General features: G+C 53.4%; 17 protein-coding genes. 4 read left to right on the top strand and 13 right to left on the bottom strand.

The window, feature by feature from the left end:
* Positions 1–3 precede the first annotated feature (3 nt).
* A complete protein-coding gene (gene lepA, locus FC18_RS10300) occupies positions 4–1,800 on the top strand; it encodes a translation elongation factor 4 (RefSeq protein ID WP_056976238.1) in 1,797 nt (598 codons plus the stop codon).
* Positions 1,801–1,879: 79 nt separating this feature from the next.
* Here the strand turns inward: lepA and FC18_RS10305 are convergent, their stop codons facing one another.
* Genes FC18_RS10305 through FC18_RS10315 form a run of 3 tightly spaced genes read right to left on the bottom strand, consistent with a single transcriptional unit; the run spans position 1,880 to position 3,813 of the window.
* Positions 1,880–2,527, bottom strand: coding sequence for an NAD(P)H-binding protein (locus FC18_RS10305; protein ID WP_054676921.1), 648 nt, complete (start codon positions 2,525–2,527; stop codon positions 1,880–1,882).
* 13 nt (positions 2,528–2,540) lie between these two features.
* On the bottom strand, positions 2,541–2,945 hold the full coding sequence (locus FC18_RS10310; RefSeq protein WP_054676918.1) for a MerR family transcriptional regulator: 405 nt from the start codon (positions 2,943–2,945) through the stop codon (positions 2,541–2,543).
* A 13-nt stretch (positions 2,946–2,958) separates the two neighbouring features.
* Positions 2,959–3,813, bottom strand: a complete 855-nt coding sequence (locus FC18_RS10315; protein ID WP_054676915.1) for an aldo/keto reductase — start codon at positions 3,811–3,813, stop codon at positions 2,959–2,961.
* Between the two features lie 236 nt (positions 3,814–4,049).
* Between FC18_RS10315 and FC18_RS10320 the strand changes: the two genes are divergently transcribed.
* The gene (locus FC18_RS10320; protein WP_056976240.1) at positions 4,050–4,568 is read left to right on the top strand and encodes a flavodoxin; all 519 of its coding nucleotides are present in this window, start codon (positions 4,050–4,052) and stop codon (positions 4,566–4,568) included.
* 187 nt (positions 4,569–4,755) lie between these two features.
* Here FC18_RS10320 and rlmH read toward each other — a convergent pair whose 3' ends face one another.
* Entirely contained in the window at positions 4,756–5,235 is a 480-nt protein-coding gene (rlmH, locus tag FC18_RS10325; protein ID WP_054676909.1) for a 23S rRNA (pseudouridine(1915)-N(3))-methyltransferase RlmH, read from the bottom strand.
* Positions 5,236–5,909: 674 nt separating this feature from the next.
* Between rlmH and FC18_RS10330 the strand changes: the two genes are divergently transcribed.
* Positions 5,910–7,016 carry an SLC13 family permease gene (locus tag FC18_RS10330; RefSeq protein WP_054676906.1) on the top strand — a complete coding sequence of 369 codons (1,107 nt, stop codon included), beginning with the start codon at positions 5,910–5,912 and terminating at the stop codon, positions 7,014–7,016.
* 489 nt (positions 7,017–7,505) lie between these two features.
* On the opposite strand, the gene FC18_RS10335 is transcribed toward FC18_RS10330, so the two are convergent.
* Positions 7,506–8,186, bottom strand: coding sequence for a helix-turn-helix domain-containing protein (locus FC18_RS10335; RefSeq protein WP_082403846.1), 681 nt, complete (start codon positions 8,184–8,186; stop codon positions 7,506–7,508).
* 336 nt (positions 8,187–8,522) lie between these two features.
* On the opposite strand from FC18_RS10335, the gene FC18_RS10340 reads away from it, so the two are divergent.
* The gene (locus tag FC18_RS10340; protein ID WP_054676901.1) at positions 8,523–9,632 is read left to right on the top strand and encodes an SLC13 family permease; all 1,110 of its coding nucleotides are present in this window, start codon (positions 8,523–8,525) and stop codon (positions 9,630–9,632) included.
* Between the two features lie 75 nt (positions 9,633–9,707).
* Here FC18_RS10340 and purD read toward each other — a convergent pair whose 3' ends face one another.
* Genes purD through purS form a run of 8 tightly spaced genes read right to left on the bottom strand, consistent with a single transcriptional unit; the run spans position 9,708 to position 18,711 of the window.
* A complete protein-coding gene (purD, locus tag FC18_RS10345) occupies positions 9,708–10,952 on the bottom strand; it encodes a phosphoribosylamine--glycine ligase (protein WP_056976241.1) in 1,245 nt (414 codons plus the stop codon).
* A 46-nt stretch (positions 10,953–10,998) separates the two neighbouring features.
* On the bottom strand, positions 10,999–12,528 hold the full coding sequence (purH, locus tag FC18_RS10350; protein ID WP_056976243.1) for a bifunctional phosphoribosylaminoimidazolecarboxamide formyltransferase/IMP cyclohydrolase: 1,530 nt from the start codon (positions 12,526–12,528) through the stop codon (positions 10,999–11,001).
* A gap of 42 nt (positions 12,529–12,570) precedes the next feature.
* Positions 12,571–13,131: a phosphoribosylglycinamide formyltransferase gene (gene purN, locus FC18_RS10355; protein WP_082403844.1), complete on the bottom strand. Its 561-nt coding sequence runs from the start codon at positions 13,129–13,131 to the stop codon at positions 12,571–12,573.
* A complete protein-coding gene (gene purM, locus FC18_RS10360) occupies positions 13,131–14,141 on the bottom strand; it encodes a phosphoribosylformylglycinamidine cyclo-ligase (protein WP_054676899.1) in 1,011 nt (336 codons plus the stop codon). Before purM ends, purN begins: the two co-directional genes overlap by 1 nt.
* A complete protein-coding gene (purF, locus tag FC18_RS10365) occupies positions 14,138–15,595 on the bottom strand; it encodes an amidophosphoribosyltransferase (RefSeq protein WP_054676896.1) in 1,458 nt (485 codons plus the stop codon). Before purF ends, purM begins: the two co-directional genes overlap by 4 nt.
* On the bottom strand, positions 15,580–17,790 hold the full coding sequence (gene purL / locus FC18_RS10370; protein ID WP_056976245.1) for a phosphoribosylformylglycinamidine synthase subunit PurL: 2,211 nt from the start codon (positions 17,788–17,790) through the stop codon (positions 15,580–15,582). The genes purF and purL overlap by 16 nt, the downstream gene beginning before the upstream one ends.
* Positions 17,777–18,451 (bottom strand): phosphoribosylformylglycinamidine synthase subunit PurQ, encoded by a 675-nt coding sequence (gene purQ / locus FC18_RS10375; protein ID WP_054676893.1) that lies wholly within the window; start codon positions 18,449–18,451, stop codon positions 17,777–17,779. The genes purL and purQ overlap by 14 nt, the downstream gene beginning before the upstream one ends.
* Positions 18,448–18,711, bottom strand: a complete 264-nt coding sequence (purS, locus tag FC18_RS10380; protein WP_054676889.1) for a phosphoribosylformylglycinamidine synthase subunit PurS — start codon at positions 18,709–18,711, stop codon at positions 18,448–18,450. The genes purQ and purS overlap by 4 nt, the downstream gene beginning before the upstream one ends.
* Position 18,712 lies beyond the last annotated feature (1 nt).

The raw sequence follows: 18,712 nt of genomic DNA on the forward strand, positions 1-18,712 counted from the left end.
CGTATGAAACAAAATCTAATTCGCAACTTTGCCATCATCGCTCATATCGATCATGGCAAATCCACACTTGCTGATCGAATCATGGAACAAACACAGACAATAAGCGCCCGTGAAAGTAAGGCACAACTACTCGATGATATGCAGGTGGAACAGGCACACGGAATAACCGTCAAATCACGAACGGTGCGCAACTTCTATCAAGCAGATAATGGCGTCGAATATGAATACAATTTAATTGACACACCCGGCCACGTCGATTTTACGTATGAAGTATCGAAAAGCCTTGCTGCCAGTGATGGCGCAATTCTCTTAGTTGATGCGACGCAGGGCGTGCAGGCCCAAACAGTTGCCAATCTCCGTTTAGCACAAGAAAACCATCTCACTATCTTACCCGTAATTAACAAAATCGATAATGCCGCTGCCGAGGTTGATAAAACTGAACGGGAGATCCGCGCACTTAGTCCAAAATTGTATGAAGCCAAAATCTACCGCATCTCAGCCAAAACCGGGAAAGGCGTCCATGAAGTGCTGGAGGCAATTCATCAGGTATTCCCTGCTCCAAGCGGCCAGACGCAAGCCCCTCTGAAAGCCTTAGTTTTTGATTCATTCTATGACAGTTTCAAAGGCGTCATTGCCTATATCCGAATTGTCAATGGTAATCTCAAACTGGGACAGCAAGTTAAATTGATGGCAGCTAATACCGCCATTCAAAACAAAGAGATTGGGGTCTTCACACCGTCACGAACTGCAACCGACGAACTCACAGTCGGCGATGTTGGCTACATCATCACCGGTCTCAAAGATCCAACATCATTGCGGGTTGGTGATACTCTGACTGATGCAAATCAGCCGACAGCAGAAGCATTTCCTGGCTATAAACCCGCTCAGCCCATGGTATACGCTGGCTTTTATCCTAAAGATGACGCCTATCGCGATTTAGAACTAGCAATTGAAAAGTTAAGTCTGAATGATTCATCTTTCCAATACGTCCGCGAAACATCAGAGGCACTGGGGCAGGGATTTCGTTGCTCATTTTTGGGCATCTTTCATTTACAAATCATTCGTGAACGGCTTAAAGATGAATACGGTCTAAACGTATTAACCACGGCACCTAACGTCACGTACAGAGTGCACCTAAAAGACACTAATGAAGTGCAAATCGTCAATAACCCCATCGCATTCCCAGGATTTGCCAAGATTGATTATGTTGAGGAGCCATTCTCTAACATCAGAATCACAACCGATAATGCGGTCTTGGGCGACGTGATGAAACTCGCCGACGCGCATAAAGGACAGTTAACCGATATGGGCAATCAAGCAGAATTAATTGTATTGCACTATCGGATTCCCACTGCCGAAATCGCGTATGATTTTTTCAATGCTTTGAAATCCATCTCGCACGGCTATGCAACCCTAGAGACAGAATTTGCCGACTACGAGCCTGCCGATGTGGTTAAAGTTGAAGTGGCCATCAACTATTCAGTAGTAGACGCACTGTCGTTTATCGTCCACCGCGAGGATGCCCCGGCAATGACGCAACAATTAGTAAAAAAATTAAAGCACACGATTCCACGACACCTATACCCAATGCCAGCACAAGCCATTGTTGAAGGCAAATCGATTGCTCGTGTCGATATCCCGCCATTGCGCAAAAACGCAGCAGTGAACGGAGAGAAAAGGAGTATCTCTAAAAAGCAGGCGTTGTTACGCCGTCAAAGTATGAATAAACGTCAGGCAGAAAAGAGCAACATCAAGCTATCGCAAGATGTTTTCGACTCTATTTTAGACATTTCATTATAATTAAAGACCCAACGTCATTTCTCGGCTGTTGGGTCTTTTGTTACTTCTGGCGCAGGTAAAAAAGCACCCGCAGATTACATCAATAAACTGGCCGTGCCAAGTCCTCAGTGTCAGGGTCGGCCAAACCGATACTGTCATTAATAGCAAACGTTGGGTCAGCAACGATGCGTAACACTACATCAGCCACACTCTGCCGTGAGCCTGACACACCGACAAACGGTTCATCGCGGCTGGTAATGGTATATTTCACATCGTCACGATCATTTAGCCACGGCAAACGCAGGGTCGTAAAATCAAGTCCTGAGTTAGCGAGCAGTTCATCCGCAGCAACGGCTGCCTGCAGCCCACTCTTGACCATTTCCAAGTTCCAACGGCCAAATTCACCGGGCACCTCATTGTAAATTCCCAAAATATTGGTGGCGATAACCCGCGTACCATTGGTTCTAGCAGCGCTCACAACATTTTTGGTCATCGCATTATCACTGCCATGATCCACCACCGCCACAAAAACGATATCTTGGCCAACCATGGCGTCAGCCACATCCTTAGCACTAGTTAAGTCAACGTCAACTAAGCGTACCCGCGGATTGTCAGCTAATTGGGCCAGCCGCTGCGAATTACGCAAGCCTAACGTTAACTGAACATCCTTGAACGCATCTTCCGTCAACACCCGCTGTTCAACAATCCGGGCAATCTGGCCGTTCGCTGCTAATATTAATAGCTTCATCTTGTGCTCCAATCTAACCGTCTACCTCGCCACCATGTTCATATGCAAGCTTTTCCTTTTCGTAATTCAATGTGTGGTCTTCAAAATGATCAATCTTGTAACTCAGGTAGTTAAGCGTCTTTTGAATTTCAGCCACTTGCTCTTTCAGATCTGCCTGTTGATCTATCAGCAGTTGTTTTCTGGCCTGAACTGTTGCGTCGCCTTGGCGATACAGCTTAACAAACTCAATCAATTCTTCAACTGTCATTCCGGCTTTACGCAAAACCTGAATGTAAAAGACCCAGTTTAAATCGTGCGGTGTGTAATCACGATAACCACTTGCATTGCGCTTAATTTCGGGAAGCAAACCCACCCGCTCCCAATACCGCAACGTATCTTTAGTCAGGTTAAATTTCTTTGCCACTGCATCGATATTCATTCGCTTAGTCCTCTTATTTGGTGTTCCGTGAGAGCCCGGCAATACGTTCAACAGCAGCCGGGTCACGATGATCAAAAAACTGACTTTTCTTTTTATCTAACGTGAAAATTGTCACCATTTCATCCGTAGTCAATTCAAAGTCAAAAACATCAATGTTCTCAGCCATGCGTTCTTTATGCACGGACTTTGGAATCACGACGATTCCGCGCTGCAAAAGCCAGCGTAAGATTACTTGGCCGTTTGACTTGCCGTAGTGGGCACCAATGGCCGCAATTTCAGCATTACTAAAGATTGCGTGTTTGCCCTCCGCAAACGGGGCCCATGCTTCTGGTTGAACACCTTTTGACTGCATGTAAGCAACAGCATCCTTTTGTTGCATCCAGGGATTTGTCTCAATTTGGTTAACTGCTGGCGTCACCCCGCTGAATAGTGAAAGGTCAATCAAGCGGTCCGATTCAAAATTTGAAACTCCGATGGCACGTAATTTACCAGCTTTGTTGAGTTCTATCATTGCCCGCCAAGAACCAAACACATCACCATATGGCTGGTGAATTAGGTATAAATCTAGGTAATCTAAACCAAGCTTCCGCAATGACGTCTCAACAGCCTTTTTGGTCGCTTCATAACCTGTATCCGTGACCCACAACTTGGTCGTAATGAACAAATCTTCCCGGGCAACCCCGCTACGAGCAATCCCGCGACCCACCGCTTCTTCATTCCCATAGGAAGCCGCCGTATCAATCAAACGGTATCCAGATTGGATTGCATCAACTACGGCCTGCTCTGCGATTGCTGGATCAGCAATTTGGAATACGCCGAACCCGATTTGCGGCATTTCAATTCCATTATTAAGTGTTACAGTTTGCATGTGTTTACCTCGCTTCTGATTGTCTAATCAATTAACATGACATCAGTCTAAACCTTGGTGTTAAGACGAAGGCAACCAAATTTTTTAATTTATTTAGTTGCCTTGAAGTTCAGACCAACGTTTATGATAGGTTTATCCCGATTTGAAGGACGGACAAATTGAAGTCTAGCCATTCATTAAATGTCCTATTTCTAATGGGTATATTCGTTTTGCTCGCATGTGGAAAAGGAGAAGTAATGAAATCCAATCAAACAAAAACCAGCAATCAACTATCAAGTTCCAAAACTGCAACGCACACACTGACAGTTTACTACTCAAATTCAGGCACAACGGCTACGGCAGCCAACCAAATTCATCAGCTGGTTGGCGGTGATCTACTAGAGTTCAAACTAGCGCCCAGTTACCCCGATGATTACCAAACACTGACTCAGGTTTCAAAGGAACAAATTGATCAAGATGTTCACCCGGCTATCACTAATCTACCCTCGTTGAAAAAGTATCAAACTATCCTGCTTGGTTTCCCAACTTGGTATCATCAACCACCAATGTTCATCAACACATTCTTTGAGCAAGAAGATTTGAAGGGACAGACCGTCATCCCCTTTACCACTTCAATGAGTAGTTCCATAAGCGAAAGCACACCATTTTTGACGAAAATGGCTGCCGGAACTGATGTAATCTTAGAAAAAGGCTTTCGGGCAAATGATGAGCGGGTAACAAAGAAATATCTGCAAAAAGCAAACCTGCTCAAATAACATTAAAAGGTGCAAGAACAACCGCAATACTGAGTCCGCTTTATGCAAAACAAAACCGGCAAACTTCTTAAACACACGAAGTTTGCCGGTTTTGTTCGTTTAACTATCAGATTATCACGCTTTTCAGTGGTACGGCCTGGTATGCGCAAGGTTAGCTGTATTACCCAATGGCGGTTAATTCAACGCATCACTTGTGATACGGCCGCCCCGCGTTAATCATAAACGCCCGGTAAATCTGCTCAATCAGCACCAACCGCATCAGCTGGTGGGGCAACGTCAACTTCCCGAAACTGAGCGTGTCGTTCGCCCGGTGCATCACTTCCGGAGACAGCCCCAGGGAGCCCCCAATCACGAAGGTAATGTCGGGGTGGCCGTACGTCCCGAGGTCCGCGATTTCTTTGGCGAAGACCTCACTGGCGCGCTGCTTGCCTTCGATGGCGAGGGCGATGACGTGTTCCTTATCCTTGATCTTGCCGAGAATCCGTTCACCCTCCTTGGCCTTGACCTCTGCCATTTCGGATTCGGACAGGCTTTCGGGTGCCTTCTCGTCAGCAACTTCAACAATCTCGACCTTCGCGAATGCGCCGAGGCGCTTCTTATATTCTGCAATGCCGGCCTTGAAGTACTTTTCCTTCAACTTACCGACGCCAATTATCTTAATGTTCACGTGTTTCACCTCGGGTTAATTATAGCAATGGTCAGCGTGGATTTGAATTGGGGCTAATCTTGCACTATAGTTTCCTAAAGCAACCTTATCGAAATTTGGAAACGTTTGTAAATTTTTCGCTGCTAAAACAAAGTGGTGAAAGGCCGTCGCACCGGCATTAGCCGTCGTACATTAAGTCAATACATAAAAATGTAAGCAGAAGCACCACAAATAGTACAGGAAAACATCAATAAATTGATTAAGCACAAAATCGGTTCAAACATTGACCCGTCAGCATTAATCATCGCTATTCATAACATGATATTTATTTTATGAAACCGGTCAAAATTTAGCTGTCTTTTTTGAATCACACTCAGCTTGCCGCTGGACGTGTTTTCAAATATACCCCCGTGAAAATTAAAGGATTTCGGATTTCGAAAAATAAGTTTGATTGTTCTGAAAAGGCACATTATCGGCCTCGTATCGGCCAGTTTAACCACCATCAGCATTCAGCAATTTCGTGTTTTACCCACTTACTCATGTCATAATAAGAAAATCATTCGCTAAATATTTTTGAAAGCAGCCATCATAATACCCCTTTTTTAGAGTGCAAAATTGTTTTTTCAAAGTTTCGTTGTTTACATCAATTTTCTGTTGCACACTTAACGTATCATGCAAAAAGGTGGGACGAATAAGTGACAGTCTTCAAAACAATCATTAAAGATCGCGTCTTTCAAATCACATTAGCTATCGCCATTATCACTTCGTTCCTCGCACGACCACGCGTGGCCGACATCAACTTCACGACACTCTGGTCACTGCTTGCGATGATGACCACGATTCAGATTTTCGACTATCTGCACGTGCTCGACTTCATCGCCTACAAGATTACGGCGCGGGCACACACTGCGCGGCAGCTAACCGCATTGTTCGTAGCCCTCTCCTTCATTTCCGCCATGTTCCTCACCAACGACATGGCAGTCCTCACCTTTATCCCCTTGTACCTGCGGATTGCGCGGCACCGGAAGCTGCCGGAGATACTGCCCGTGACCGCCATCACCATCGCGGCTAACCAGGGGAGTGCGATGACACCGTTCGGGAACACGCACAACATCTTCTTGATGGCCAAGTTTCACATTCCTATCGCCCAATTCGGTGAATGGGTGGTGCCGATGATTTCCGTAGCGATTGTGTTCCTCGCCATTCTCATCATGTTCGTCCCGAAAATCGAAATTCCTAACGTGCCGGTCAAAGACATCCGCACCAATCCCCGGCTCATCACCCTCACCTGCATCGTCGCGCTGCTAGTGTTCAGTTCCATCTTCGACATTATCCCCGCTTGGGTAGCCGCCGTTGTTGCCATTGCGGTGGCAATTCTCATCAACTACAAGATTATGGGCCAGGTTGACTACGCCATTGTCCTGACCTTCGCCGGATTCTTCGTCATCATCAGTAACATTAACCAAATTCCCGCGGTCGCCAAGCTGGTTTCCAGTGTCGTCGGCGGTCCCGTGTCCGTATACTTGACGAGTATCCTGACGTCACAGTTCATCTCCAACGTTCCTTCAACCGTTCTGATTGCCAACTTCACCCACCACCTCGATGCTCTGTTCTTCGGCTCCAACATTGGGGGCCTGGGTACCCTGGTTGCCAGCATGTGTAACCTGGTGGCGTTCAAGCAGTACACCATCTACAGTCAGCAATCCCACAGCCGGTTCCTGCTCCACTTCACCACGATCAACTTCATTGCCCTGTTCATCATCGGGGGCGCGGGGTTATTGGCGGTCGTCTACCTCTTCTAAGTGGAGACTAGTTTCTTTCGGCAACTACGATTATTGTAGATAGCGCTTTCGTAAAATTAATCAGAAAAATATCCGGACAAACCCCGTGATACCGGCGTTTGTGGGTTGGCGTTCCCAGTAATCCAGCCGTCCACGCGCGTCATTTAGCGCCCAAACTGTTCACGTATCCGCCAAATTCAGGTTTAAACGCACCGATTTACCCCAACATGTTGGGGTAGCCCGTACTTCAGCGGCAAATCTCGCGATTTTGCCCTGTTTTTGGGGTGCACAACCATTCTTTTTAATGAACACTACCTGAACGCCAAACCTCTGTTCAGGTGACTTTTGTGCCAAGATTAAATTATTTTCAAGAAGGGCCAGATTAGCCCTTCGTTCGGCTTTTCGTCTGCACCTTTGTAATTAATTGGCGTTAACACCGAAAATGAGAAGCCGCCATCATTTAACGCATCAAAAAAGAGTGCCGACCTTGACGTCAGCACTCTTTTTTAGTTACCGCACACTTGAGACGAGGTCGCCACTTTCTTGGGCGTATTCCTTGATGCGGTAAATCTGTTTGCGGTTAATCCCCACAGTCTTCGCAATCTGGGTTACCGGCAACCGTGCCGTCAGCATCTCCAAGACTTCGCGGTAAATCGCACGTTTGGCTGGGTTCGGTGAATCTGGTGCGTACTCGCGCTTGCGGCCTCGATCGCCGTGGGTGGGTTCCACCACCGTAATGAGCCCCGTCCCCGCGCCGTTGCGGTGCTTGGCGAAGTCCGCCAAGTCGCGGATTGCGCAGGTTAACTGCCAGCGCTCACTTGCATCGTGCACTGCGGCAAAACTAGGAAAGTTCAATATGTTCAAACTCGTGTTGCGGGCACAAATTGCGTCCAGGGCCGCACTGAGCTCACTATTGTCTGTCCCCAAGTTGGTCAAACTAGTGATGACAATTTCGTCCCCGGTATGTATGTAGGCCAGCATGTCACTAAAACCAGGCCGCTGCACAGTCGGCAGATCAGTTGCGTCGGTGAAAACCTTGCGCACACCCGCCTTCTCGAGGGTCGCCAAATCGGCATCTTTATACTTTTGACTGGATTTGCTCCAACTATATCCGATAATAATAATTGCTCGCCCCTTCCCTTGAAAAACAATTAGCAGTTCATGAGTACCTTTATCATAAAAGTTTGGCAAATTTGTGTCAATACTTTAATGCCAATTGCCGCTATATTTTAGTCTGACAACGGTCGTAGAATTTTGTCACAAAAATTAGAGTGTGTAATTCGGCCTTAATTTAAAGCCACCATTGCTCCGCAGCATTTGCAACTTTGTTATTATATTTCGTTTATCCTTCCGAATCTAACGAACTTTATCTAATTTAGACTCCGATTTCATTCGTGGTTCCATTTGCATGACAACTGGCTTTAACCCCTTTTTTTAGAGTGAAAAAGATTTTTTCCAAAAACAAGTTGTTTACCGTAGAAATTAAGTGCAAAATTGTATTCGTTAAGCCTTCGAAAGGACTCATCTATGACTGTAGTCAAAACCATAGTCAAAGACCGCGTGTTCCAAATTGCAGCGATTGTTGCAATATTAAGCCTCTTCCTGGCTCGCCCGCGGCTTGCAGACATTAACTTCACAACTTTATGGTCTCTGCTTGGAATGATGACCATAATCCAAATATTTGAATATCTTCACGTGCTCGACTATCTTGCGTACCGTTTAACCGCCGGAGCGCACACTGCACGTCAATTAACCTGGTTTTTCGTGATGCTGTCATTCGTGGCGGCGATGTTCCTCACGAACGACATGTCCGTTTTGACCTTCATGCCACTGTACTTGCGGGTCGCAAAAAAATTGGACCTGCCCCAGATTGTGCCCGCCACCGCGATTGCGATGGCCGCCAACCTCGGGAGTTTCATGACGCCATTCGGGAACCCCCACAACATCTTCTTGATGTCGAAGTTCAAGATTTCACTCCTGGACTTCGGGATGTGGATCATTCCCTTGTTCGTCATCGCGGTCATCTTCCTCGCGGCAATGATGCTGTTCATCAAGCCTAAAGAAGTGCCCGTTGTTCCGGTGCAGGATTTGCGCGTTAACACCCGGCTGACCACCATCACCTGCCTCGTGGCACTGCTGGTCTTCATCTCCGTGTTCGGTGTGATTCCACCTTGGGTTGCCGCTGTGATTACCGTGCTTTACGCCGCCGTCTTGGACATCAAGATTCTGGCCCACGTCGACTACGGGATTATCTTCACCTTCACGGCCTTCTTCATCATCGTTAGTGACATTCAGCAGGTGCCCGCCGTGGTTGCCGTCCTGAGTGCCCTCGAGAAGAGCCCAACGTCCGTTTACTTCACCAGTATTGCCACCTCGCAGGTTATGTCTAACGTACCCGCGACGGTGCTGGTCGCCAACTTCACCAACCACGTTGCCGCCCTGTTCTACGGGACGAACATCGGTGGTCTGGGGACCATGATTGCCAGCCTGTGCAACCTCCTCGCTTTCAAGCAGTTCTCACTGCACGCCAGCAAGGACGTCCGCAAGAAGTTCTTTGTGCCGTTCGCGGTCATGAACTTCATTGGACTCGCGGTCATCGGGGGCGTCTGCTACCTGGCCGTACTCTACTTCAGTTAACTAAATCAACCAAAACAATCCCCCAGCGTGCACGTCGAACCCGTGCCTGCTGGGGGATTTCTTGTCGGTTAAACTTTAAAGTGCACGCACACCAATGTCCTCGCGGTAAGCCAGCTCGCCGCGTAATTCTGCGACTTCCCGGTAGGCCAGACACCGCGCCGCATACGCATCCACGCCCGACGCCACGACGCTCACAACGCGCCCACCAGTACTGTGCAATTCACCGTCAGCATCGACGGCAACAGCCGCGGGCAGCCAAGCGCCACGGGCCAGTTGCGTTGCAGAAGGCCGCACCACCGGCAAGCTGGGGTGGGCACTTGCTGGGTACGCCGGATGGGTCAGCACCACGTCAACGTACGTCCGCCCGTCTAGCTGCAGTTCCGGCTGGTGCCCCGTGACCAGGTCCATAATGAGCGCGTAAAAATCATTTTGCACCTGGGGCAGCAACACCTGTGTTTCCGGATCACCAAAGCGCATGTTGTACTCCAGAATCTGCGGCCCATTGGGGGTGAACATGAGACCCATGTATATCACGCCGTTGCCGGGGTCGCCATCCAGGTTCAGGCCCGCAACCGTGCGTTCCATGAGTTCTCTGGCCGCCGCGACCTGGTGCTGATTGAACTGACCAGCAGGGCTGATTGCCCCCATACCGCCCGTATTCGGGCCCGCATCGCCGTTAAACCGTCGCTTGTGGTCCTGGGACAATGGCAGGATAACGCACTGTTTCTGGCTATAGAGCGCCATCACGGACGCCTCTTGCCCCGTAAGGCACTCTTCCAGCAGCACCTTGGCGTCTGGAGTCGCTAGGTAAATGTTGGCCAGTGCCGTTTCGGCCTGATCCTGGGTCAGCGCGACCGTCACGCCCTTGCCCCCAGCAAGTCCGTCCACCTTAATGACAATCGGCGTGCCCAGCGCCTTGAGCAATACCTGCGCCGCCCCCAGGTTTTCCGCCATGCGCGCCTTCGCGGTCGGCAAGTTGTGCCGCAACATGAATTCCTTCGCGTACTCCTTGGAGCCCTCCAGTTGCGCCACGCGTTTGGTGACGCCGAAGATGGTCAGGCCACGGCTGCGGAAATAATCCGTGATGCCTGCCACCAGCGGCACTTCTGGCCCCACGAAGGTCAAATCAACGTTGGCCTCCGCAAAATCGGCCAGCGCAGCAAATGCCAACACGTCAATTGCCACCGGTTCAAGGCCCAAAAGCCGCATCCCCGGATTCCCCGGCGCCACGAAGACCCGTTCGACCTGCGGAGAAGCGAGAAACTTCACGCCCAGCGCACTCTCCCGTGCCCCACTACCGACAATTAGTACCTTAGCCATAAACCCGCTTCCTCCTACCCGTTATTTCCCGGGAAAAAATTACCGGTTAGTGACGGAAATGCCGCACGCCGGTTGTTACCATCGTAATTCCGTACTCGTTGGCCTTATCAATCGATTCCTGATCGCGAATACTGCCCCCAGGCTGAATGATGGCGCGAATCCCGTGCTTGGCCGCGTAGTCCACCGAATCACCCATGGGGAAGAACGCATCGCTGGCCAGGACCGCACCCGCGAAGTTCGCGTTCTGCTGGGCCTGGGCCAACGCAATCTCAACCGAACCGACACGATTCATCTGCCCGGCACCAATGCCAAGCGTCTGGCCCGCCTTGGCCACCACGATGGCGTTACTCTTGACGTGTTTAACCACCTTCTGGGCGAACACCAACGCGTCAATTTGTGCTGGCGTCGGCTTAGCCACAGTGACCACGGTCAGGTCCGTGCCTTCCTCCACCGTCTTGTCGCGTTCCTGGATGAGCAGACCGCCATGAACCGCGATGGTTTCGTACTCCTTCGCGTCAGTGTTTGCCGCCATGTCGACGGTCATGAGCCGGAGATTTTTCTTCTTGGTCGTCAGAATCGTCAGGGCTTCAGGACTAAAGCTGGGGGCGATGATGATTTCCAGGAACAGCTTGTGCATCTTGGTAGCCGTGGCCGCGTCGACTTCGCGGTTCAGGGCGATGATTCCACCAAAAATCGAGACGGGGTCGGCCGCAAACGCCTTGTCCCATGCGCCTTCGATGGTCGCAGCTTGACCAATGCCACACGGGTTCATGTGCTTCATCGCCACCACGGTGGGCCCGTCAAAGTCCGCAAGCGTCAGCAGCGCCGCGTCGGCATCCTTGATGTTGTTAAAGGATAGCTCCTTCCCGTGCAGTTGCTGCGCCGCCGCAATGGAGCCAGCTGCGGGATACGGTTCCGTGTAGAATGCTGCGGCCTGGTGACTATTTTCCCCGTAACGCAGGTCTTGCTTCTTCGCGTAGGTAGGCGTGAAGGTTGCAGGGAATTCGTCCGTAGTGAGGTACGCCGCGATTTGGGCATCGTAGGCGGCGGTGGTGCGGAACACTTTTGCTGCCAGCTGCCGGCGCAGTTGGGCATCGTCCGCGTCAATTCCGGCAAGCACCGCGTCGTAGTCAGCCGCGTCGACGACCGCCCACACACTGGCGCTATTCTTGGCCGCGGCGCGCAACGCTGACGGGCCCCCAATATCAATCTGCTCAATGGCCTCACTATCGGTGACACCGGGGGTATGAATAGTCGCCGCAAATGGGTAGAGGTTCACCGCCACCACGTCAACGGGCGTAATGTCGTGGTCCGTAAGTGCGGCCATGTGGGCTGGATCATCGCGCCGTGCCAGAATGCCCGCATGAATCCGTGGGTGCAGGGTTTTGACTCGGCCGTCCAGCATTTCAGGGAACCCAGTGACCGTTTCAACTCCCGTCACCGGCACGCCGGCTGCCGCCAATGCTCGCTGCGTGCCGCCAGTTGAAATCACCTCAAAACCGCGCGCAACTAAACCGCGGGCGAAGTCAGCCACACCAGTTTTGTCATATACACTAATTAATGCCCGTTTGTTCATCGTGCAAAAGCCTCCGTTTGTGTGTTCAGCGTCTACCAATATCTAATCTGCTAATAATGCCGCTACCGTTGTTGGCAGCAATATGTGCTCCACTTGGTGAATCCGCGGGGCCAGGGTTGCAAACGAATCCGTCGGCAGCACCCGCACTGGTTCCTGGGCGATGATGGTGCCCGAATCCACGCCCGCATCAACGTAGTGCACCGTCACGCCGGTCACCCGCACACCATACGCTAGGGCGTCCTCAATGCCGGTGCGGCCAGGAAAGCTCGGCAGCAGTGCGGGGTGCAGGTTCACAATCCGCTGGGGAAAGGCCGCGAGCATGGTTGGCCCCAGGATGCGCATAAATCCGGCCAGCACAACCAGATCAACCGGCGGGAGCGCGGCAACAATCGCCGCCTCCGCCGCAGCCTTGTTTGCGTAATCCCGATAGTTCAGGGTGAAGACGGGCACGTTAGCCGCGTGCGCCTTGGCCACCACCGGCGCGTCTTTGTGGTCACACACCAGCATGGCAATGCGCACACCGCGCCGTTCATCGCCGAAGAACTCCGTCAGGGCCGCAAAATTGCTCCCGGTCCCCGATGCAAAAACTGCGATTGTTTTCATCATTCGTCCTCCCAGACCACCGCGGCGCCCTGTTCGCGCAGAGCCACAACGCCAATCTGCACCGCATCAGGAACTAGTGCGCGCACTCGGTCAACGTCGCCGGCCGCCACAGACAGTACCATCCCCATACCCAGATTGAATGTCTGGCGCATGTCAGGCAGCGAAATATCGCCGGCTGCTTGCAGGCGCCGGAATAATTCCGGCCACTGCCAGCTGCGCGCATCAATGCGGGCAGCCAAATCGTCCGGCAACATGCGCGGCACGTTATCCGTGAACCCGCCACCCGTGATGTGCGCCGCGCCGTGCAGCAAGTTTGCCTGCAGCAACGCGCCCATTTCATCCGCATAAATCCGTGTTGGCGTCAGTAAGGCTGCGGCCACGTCGCGACCATCCGCAAGTGGCGTTTGCCCAAGGTCAGTCTCCGCAAGCAGCTTCCGTACCAGCGAGAAGCCATTGCTGTGGACGCCGGAACTCGGCAACCCCAGCAGCACATCACCCGCCGCAACGCTGCGGGGCAGCACCCGCTCTGCATCGGCATAACCAACCGCAAAGCCGGCCAAATCGTAATGCCCGGCCGGATACATCCCCGGCATTTCCGCCGTTTCGCCACCAATCAGCGCTAGATGGGCCAACTGACAGCCGCGGGCAATCCCCGCAACCACCGCGCTGGCCAGATCAACGTCCAGCTTGTCGGTCGCCATGTAATCCAGGAAAAACATCGGGGTCGCCCCGTCCGCAAGCAAGTCGTTCGCCACCATCGCCACCAGATCGATGCCAATCGTGTCGTGCACACCGAGCTCTTTGGCCAGTAACAGCTTCGTACCCACGCCATCCGTGGCTGCCAGTAGCACAGGATTCGCGGTGGCCGGCATCCGGTACGCCGCGGCAAACCCGCCGAGCCCCGCCAGCACGTTGGCGTCCTGGGTCGCCTTGGCCAGCGGTGCGTACGCTTTGGCCGCCGCATTACCGGCCGTCACGTCGACACCAGCCTGTTTGTAATCAATCGTCATGGGGCACTCACCTCGTTAATATCAATCTGGCGCTGCGCCAGCTCACTGGCAAAACCCGCCGCATAATCATCTAAGTCAGTCGGGTAGTCGCCGGTAAAGTACGCCGTGCACAATCCGCCGTGAGGTGCGTCCGTCGCCAGGCCCACGCTGTCTTCCAGGCCCTGCGTTGATAAGAACGCCAGCGAATCCACATCGAGCAATCGCCGCATTTCCGCAACGGTATGGTTAGCGGCCATTAATTCATTCATGGACTGAATATCGATGCCGTAGAAGCACGGAAAGCGTAATGGCGGACTACTGATGCGCAGGTGGACTTCCTTCGCCCCCGCATTCCGCAGCAATTTCACAATCTGCAGCGATGTGGTGCCACGCACAATCGAATCGTCAACTAACACCACGCGCTTCCCCGCCACCACGTCGGAAATGGCGGAGAGTTTCATGCGCACGCTCCGTTCGCGCAATTCTTGGGTCGGCTGAATGAACGTCCGGGCAACGTACTGGCTCTTCACCAGCCCCATTTCATACGGTATGCCACTCTCCCGGGCGTACCCAATGGCCGCGGACAGCGAGGAGTTCGGCACCCCGCAAACAATGTCGGCGGCAACGGGTTGTTCCCGCGCGAGCTGCTCCCCTAGACGCACGCGGGCCTGGTGGACGTTCACGCCAAAAATGTTCGAATCGGGCCGGGCAAAGTAGATAAACTCCATGGAGCACACCGCCAGCTGGGTCTGCGTCGTGTACTGCTCAGTATGCAGTCCAGTTGCATCCACCGTCAGCATTTCACCCGGCTGCACGTCGCGGACAAAGGTCGCGCCAACCGCCGTCAGTGCCGCCGTTTCACTGCAGATGACCGTCCCGCCGTCCGGCAATGTGCCAATCACGAGGGGCCGAAATCCGTGGGGGTCAGTCGCCGCATACAGTGCGTGCTCGGTCAGCAGCATGAACGCGAACCCGCCGTGCACCATGTTCAGCGCCGCCCGCAGCTGCAACGTAAAGGTCGGCTGCTTGCTGCGGCGAATGAGGTGCATGAGCACTTCGGTATCGGAAGTGGATTGAAAAATCGCCCCGTCGTCTTCCAGTTGCCGCCGCAAACTAATCGCGTTAGTCAGGTTGCCGTTGTGGGCCAGCGCAATTGCTTCATCGCTGAACCGAAACAACAACGGCTGAATGTTTTCCAGCACCCGACCACCCGCAGTGGAGTACCGGACGTGGCCTAACGCCGCATCCCCATGCAAAGCTGCAAGTTGCACTGGTTTGGTAAACACTTCACTTAACAAACCCAGTCCGTGGTGGCGCACCAGTCCGTGCTCGGTCAGCCCCACAATCCCGGCCCCTTCCTGGCCGCGGTGCTGCAGGGTGTGCAAGCCCAGGTGCGTGAGCTCTGCGGCACTGGCATTGCCCCAGATGCCGAAGACGCCACATTCCTCGTTCAACCCCTTTATTTCATGCGGCATGGAATCGCCTCCTCATACACTTGCCGCGCGGTATCCAGATCAAACTGGACGGTGCCATGGGTCAGCGCCACATTAATGCTGCCAGTGTTCGTGACCACCCCGATCTGGGTTGCACGGTTTTGCGCCATGTTCGTGAATGCGGCAACCTTGTCGGCGGGGACCGTCAACAGGAACCGGCCTTGAGTTTCCGCGAACAACTGGGCGGCACTATTCGGCCACTGCACGTCGACGCCCAGGTTGCCCTGGAGCGCCATTTCGGTTAACGCCACCGCGAACCCACCGATGCTCAAATCGTGGGCCGCGGTCACGAGTCCGGCCTGAATTGCGTGCAATACCAGATCCTGGTTCGCCTTTTCGGCCGCCAAATCAAACGGGAACAGTTCGCCGCTGATTGCGCCCGTCAGCAACTTCTGTAGTTCGGTGCCGTTGTAGTCGTCGCCAGTTTGGCCAACGAGGAAAATTGCCTCGCCCGCGCGCTTGAACGCACTGGTGGTCACGTGCTGCAGGTCGTTAATGAGGCCCACCATGCCAATCATCGGCGTTGGGTAAATCGCCTCGCCGTTAGTTTCGTTGTACAGCGAGACGTTCCCGGAGATTACCGGCGTGTTCAGGGCTTTGCACGCCGCCGTGATGCCCTTCGCGGATTCGGCAAGCTCGTAAAAGTGTTCTGGCTTGGTAGGGTCACCGTAGTTCAGACAGTCGGTAATCCCAATCGGCTCCGCGCCGCTTGCCACGAGGTTGCGGGCCGCCTCAGCCACAACCATTGCCCCGCCGCGTTCCGGATGCAGGTAGAGGTAGCGGCCGTTGCTGTCGGTGGTCACGGCCAGCGCTTTGCGGGTTCCGCGAATCCGCACCACCCCGGCGTCACTGCCCGGCAGCACGACGGTATTCGTCTTCACCTGTGCGTCGTAACGACGGTACAGGCTGGACTTATCGGCAATCGTGGACTGGCCCAAAAGCGTGAGCCAGGTTGCCCGTGCATCCGTAATCTCGGGCACGAAAGCGGGCTGCGGCGCGTCCAGGCGAGCTGGCCGCACCCCTTGCTGGTGGTAAACCGGCGCGTCAGAAGCTAGCAGACTCACGGGCACGTCACAAACCAGGTGGCCGTGGTGTGTTAACTTGTAGCGCAGCTCTGCCGTCACGTGGCCGCAAACAACCGCATCGAGGCCGTACTTGGTGAAGACGTCGATGATTTCCTGTTCACTACCAGCGCGCACACACAGGAGCATTCGTTCTTGCGATTCGGACAACATGATTTCAAACGGAATCATCCCCGGCTCACGTTGGGGAATCAGGTCGAGGTTCAGGGTCATTCCCGCCCCCGCCTTGTCGGCCATTTCGACGCTGGAGCTAATCAGTCCGGCCGCGCCCATGTCCTGCATGCCCACGAGTGCATCGCGGTGCTGACGCGTCACTTCGAGGCACGCATCCGTCAGCAACTTTTCCATAAATGGATCGCCAACTTGCACCGCCGCCCGGTCCGCCTGCTTGTCGTCGGCGAACTCACTGGACGCAAAGCTGGCCCCGTTAATCCCGTCCCGGCCGGTCTTCGCACCGACGTAGATAATCGCGTTGCCGACCCCGGCTGCGCGGCCCCGCTGAATCTGTTCCTTGTCCATGATCCCGACGCACATTGCGTTCACCAGTGGGTTGCGTGCGTAGGTGGCATCAAAATTGGTTTCGCCGCCAATCGTCGGAATCCCAATCGAATTCCCGTAGCCACCAATCCCCGCTACTACCTGATCGACCAAGTGCCGCACGTGCGGATCATCCAGTTCGCCGAAGCTCAGCGAATCCAGCAGTGCAATCGGTTCGGCACCGATGGAGAAAATGTCGCGGATAATGCCGCCAACCCCCGTTGCCGCACCCTCGTAAGGTTCAACCGCACTCGGGTGGTTGTGACTTTCCGCCTTGAACACGACCGCCTTACCCGCGCCGATATCGATGACCCCAGCGCCTTCACCGGGGCCCATCAGTACCCGGTCATTCTTCGTCCAGAATGATTTCAAAACGGGCTTACTGTACTTGTACGCACAGTGTTCACTCCACATGCCGCTGGCCAGCCCAATCTCGGTATAGTTCGGCAGCCGCCCCAACTTGCTGGTGAAGCGGTCATATTCAGCTTCGGTCAGCCCCCAGCCGAGGTATGGTTTCTCGTCCCGAATTGCTTCTGGTGCTAGTTCAACGCGCTGCATGTGCTACCTCCTGCTTAAGTGATGCAAAAACGCCGAGTCCATCAGTACCCCCGAGTAGCGCCTCCAACGCACGTTCCGGGTGCGGCATCATCCCGAGCACGTTGCCCGCTGCGTTCGTCACGCCGGCAATATCGTTCAGGCTGCCGTTCGGGTTGTCGCGGTACCGGAACACCACCTGTCCGTTTGCTTCCAGTGTTGCCAGCGTCGCGGGGTCCGCGTAGTAGTTTCCTTCCCCGTGGGCAATCGGCAACGTGATGGTCTGGTCCTGGTGGTACGCGTTGCTAAAGGGCGTCTGTGTGTTCACCACGGTCAACTCTTCGGGTGCACAGATGAAGCTGAGGGACTGGTTCCATTGCAAAGTCCCCGGCAACAAGTGCGCTTCACACAATATTTGAAAGCCGTTACAAATGCCGATGACCAACCCGCCCGCTGCGGCAAAATCTTGCAGCGCCGTCATGATGGGGCTGAAGCGGGCAATGGCACCGCTGCGCAAGTAATCTCCGTACGAGAATCCGCCTGGCACGCCGACGATGTCAAAGCCAGCAAGACTGGTGGCGTCTGCCCGCACCAGTTCGGTTTCAATGCCCGCGATTTCCTGGAAGGCCCAGACTAAATCTTGGTCGCAATTCGAACCGGGGAAGCTGATTACGGCCGCCTTCATGCGTGCACCCCACTGACTTCCGTGAGGTCGAAGCGGTAAGTTTCCATGTTGACGTTGGCCAGCAACTCATCGCAAATGTGGTCCACCTGCGTCCGCGCGGTTTCGGCATCGGCAGCGTCCAGAACGATTTCGAAGTACTTACCAAACACGACGTCCGTGACGTTGTGGTAATCCATGCGGGTGAGCGCGGTCTTGATTGCTTCCGCCTTGGGATCCAGAACTGACGGCTTGTAGTTGACGTAAATTGCTGCTTTAAACATG

The organism is Lacticaseibacillus sharpeae JCM 1186 = DSM 20505 (assembly GCF_001436225.1).
Classification (GTDB): domain Bacteria; phylum Bacillota; class Bacilli; order Lactobacillales; family Lactobacillaceae; genus Lacticaseibacillus; species Lacticaseibacillus sharpeae.

Excerpts from the sequence above, each read along its gene's own strand:
- FC18_RS10305 (WP_054676921.1), bottom strand. The coding sequence starts at position 2,527 with ATGAAGCTATTAATATTAGCAGCGAACGGCCAGATTGCCCGGATTGTT.
- lepA (WP_056976238.1), top strand. The coding sequence starts at position 4 with ATGAAACAAAATCTAATTCGCAACTTTGCCATCATCGCTCATATCGAT.
- purD (WP_056976241.1), bottom strand. The coding sequence starts at position 10,952 with ATGGCTAAGGTACTAATTGTCGGTAGTGGGGCACGGGAGAGTGCGCTG.
- purL (WP_056976245.1), bottom strand. The coding sequence starts at position 17,790 with ATGCAGCGCGTTGAACTAGCACCAGAAGCAATTCGGGACGAGAAACCA.
- purQ (WP_054676893.1), bottom strand. The coding sequence starts at position 18,451 with ATGAAGGCGGCCGTAATCAGCTTCCCCGGTTCGAATTGCGACCAAGAT.
- FC18_RS10340 (WP_054676901.1), top strand. The coding sequence starts at position 8,523 with ATGACTGTAGTCAAAACCATAGTCAAAGACCGCGTGTTCCAAATTGCA.
- FC18_RS10320 (WP_056976240.1), top strand. The coding sequence starts at position 4,050 with ATGAAATCCAATCAAACAAAAACCAGCAATCAACTATCAAGTTCCAAA.
- FC18_RS10310 (WP_054676918.1), bottom strand. The coding sequence starts at position 2,945 with ATGAATATCGATGCAGTGGCAAAGAAATTTAACCTGACTAAAGATACG.
- purN (WP_082403844.1), bottom strand. The coding sequence starts at position 13,131 with ATGAAAACAATCGCAGTTTTTGCATCGGGGACCGGGAGCAATTTTGCG.
- purM (WP_054676899.1), bottom strand. The coding sequence starts at position 14,141 with ATGACGATTGATTACAAACAGGCTGGTGTCGACGTGACGGCCGGTAAT.
- purF (WP_054676896.1), bottom strand. The coding sequence starts at position 15,595 with ATGCCGCATGAAATAAAGGGGTTGAACGAGGAATGTGGCGTCTTCGGC.
- purH (WP_056976243.1), bottom strand. The coding sequence starts at position 12,528 with ATGAACAAACGGGCATTAATTAGTGTATATGACAAAACTGGTGTGGCT.
- FC18_RS10315 (WP_054676915.1), bottom strand. The coding sequence starts at position 3,813 with ATGCAAACTGTAACACTTAATAATGGAATTGAAATGCCGCAAATCGGG.
- purS (WP_054676889.1), bottom strand. The coding sequence starts at position 18,711 with ATGTTTAAAGCAGCAATTTACGTCAACTACAAGCCGTCAGTTCTGGAT.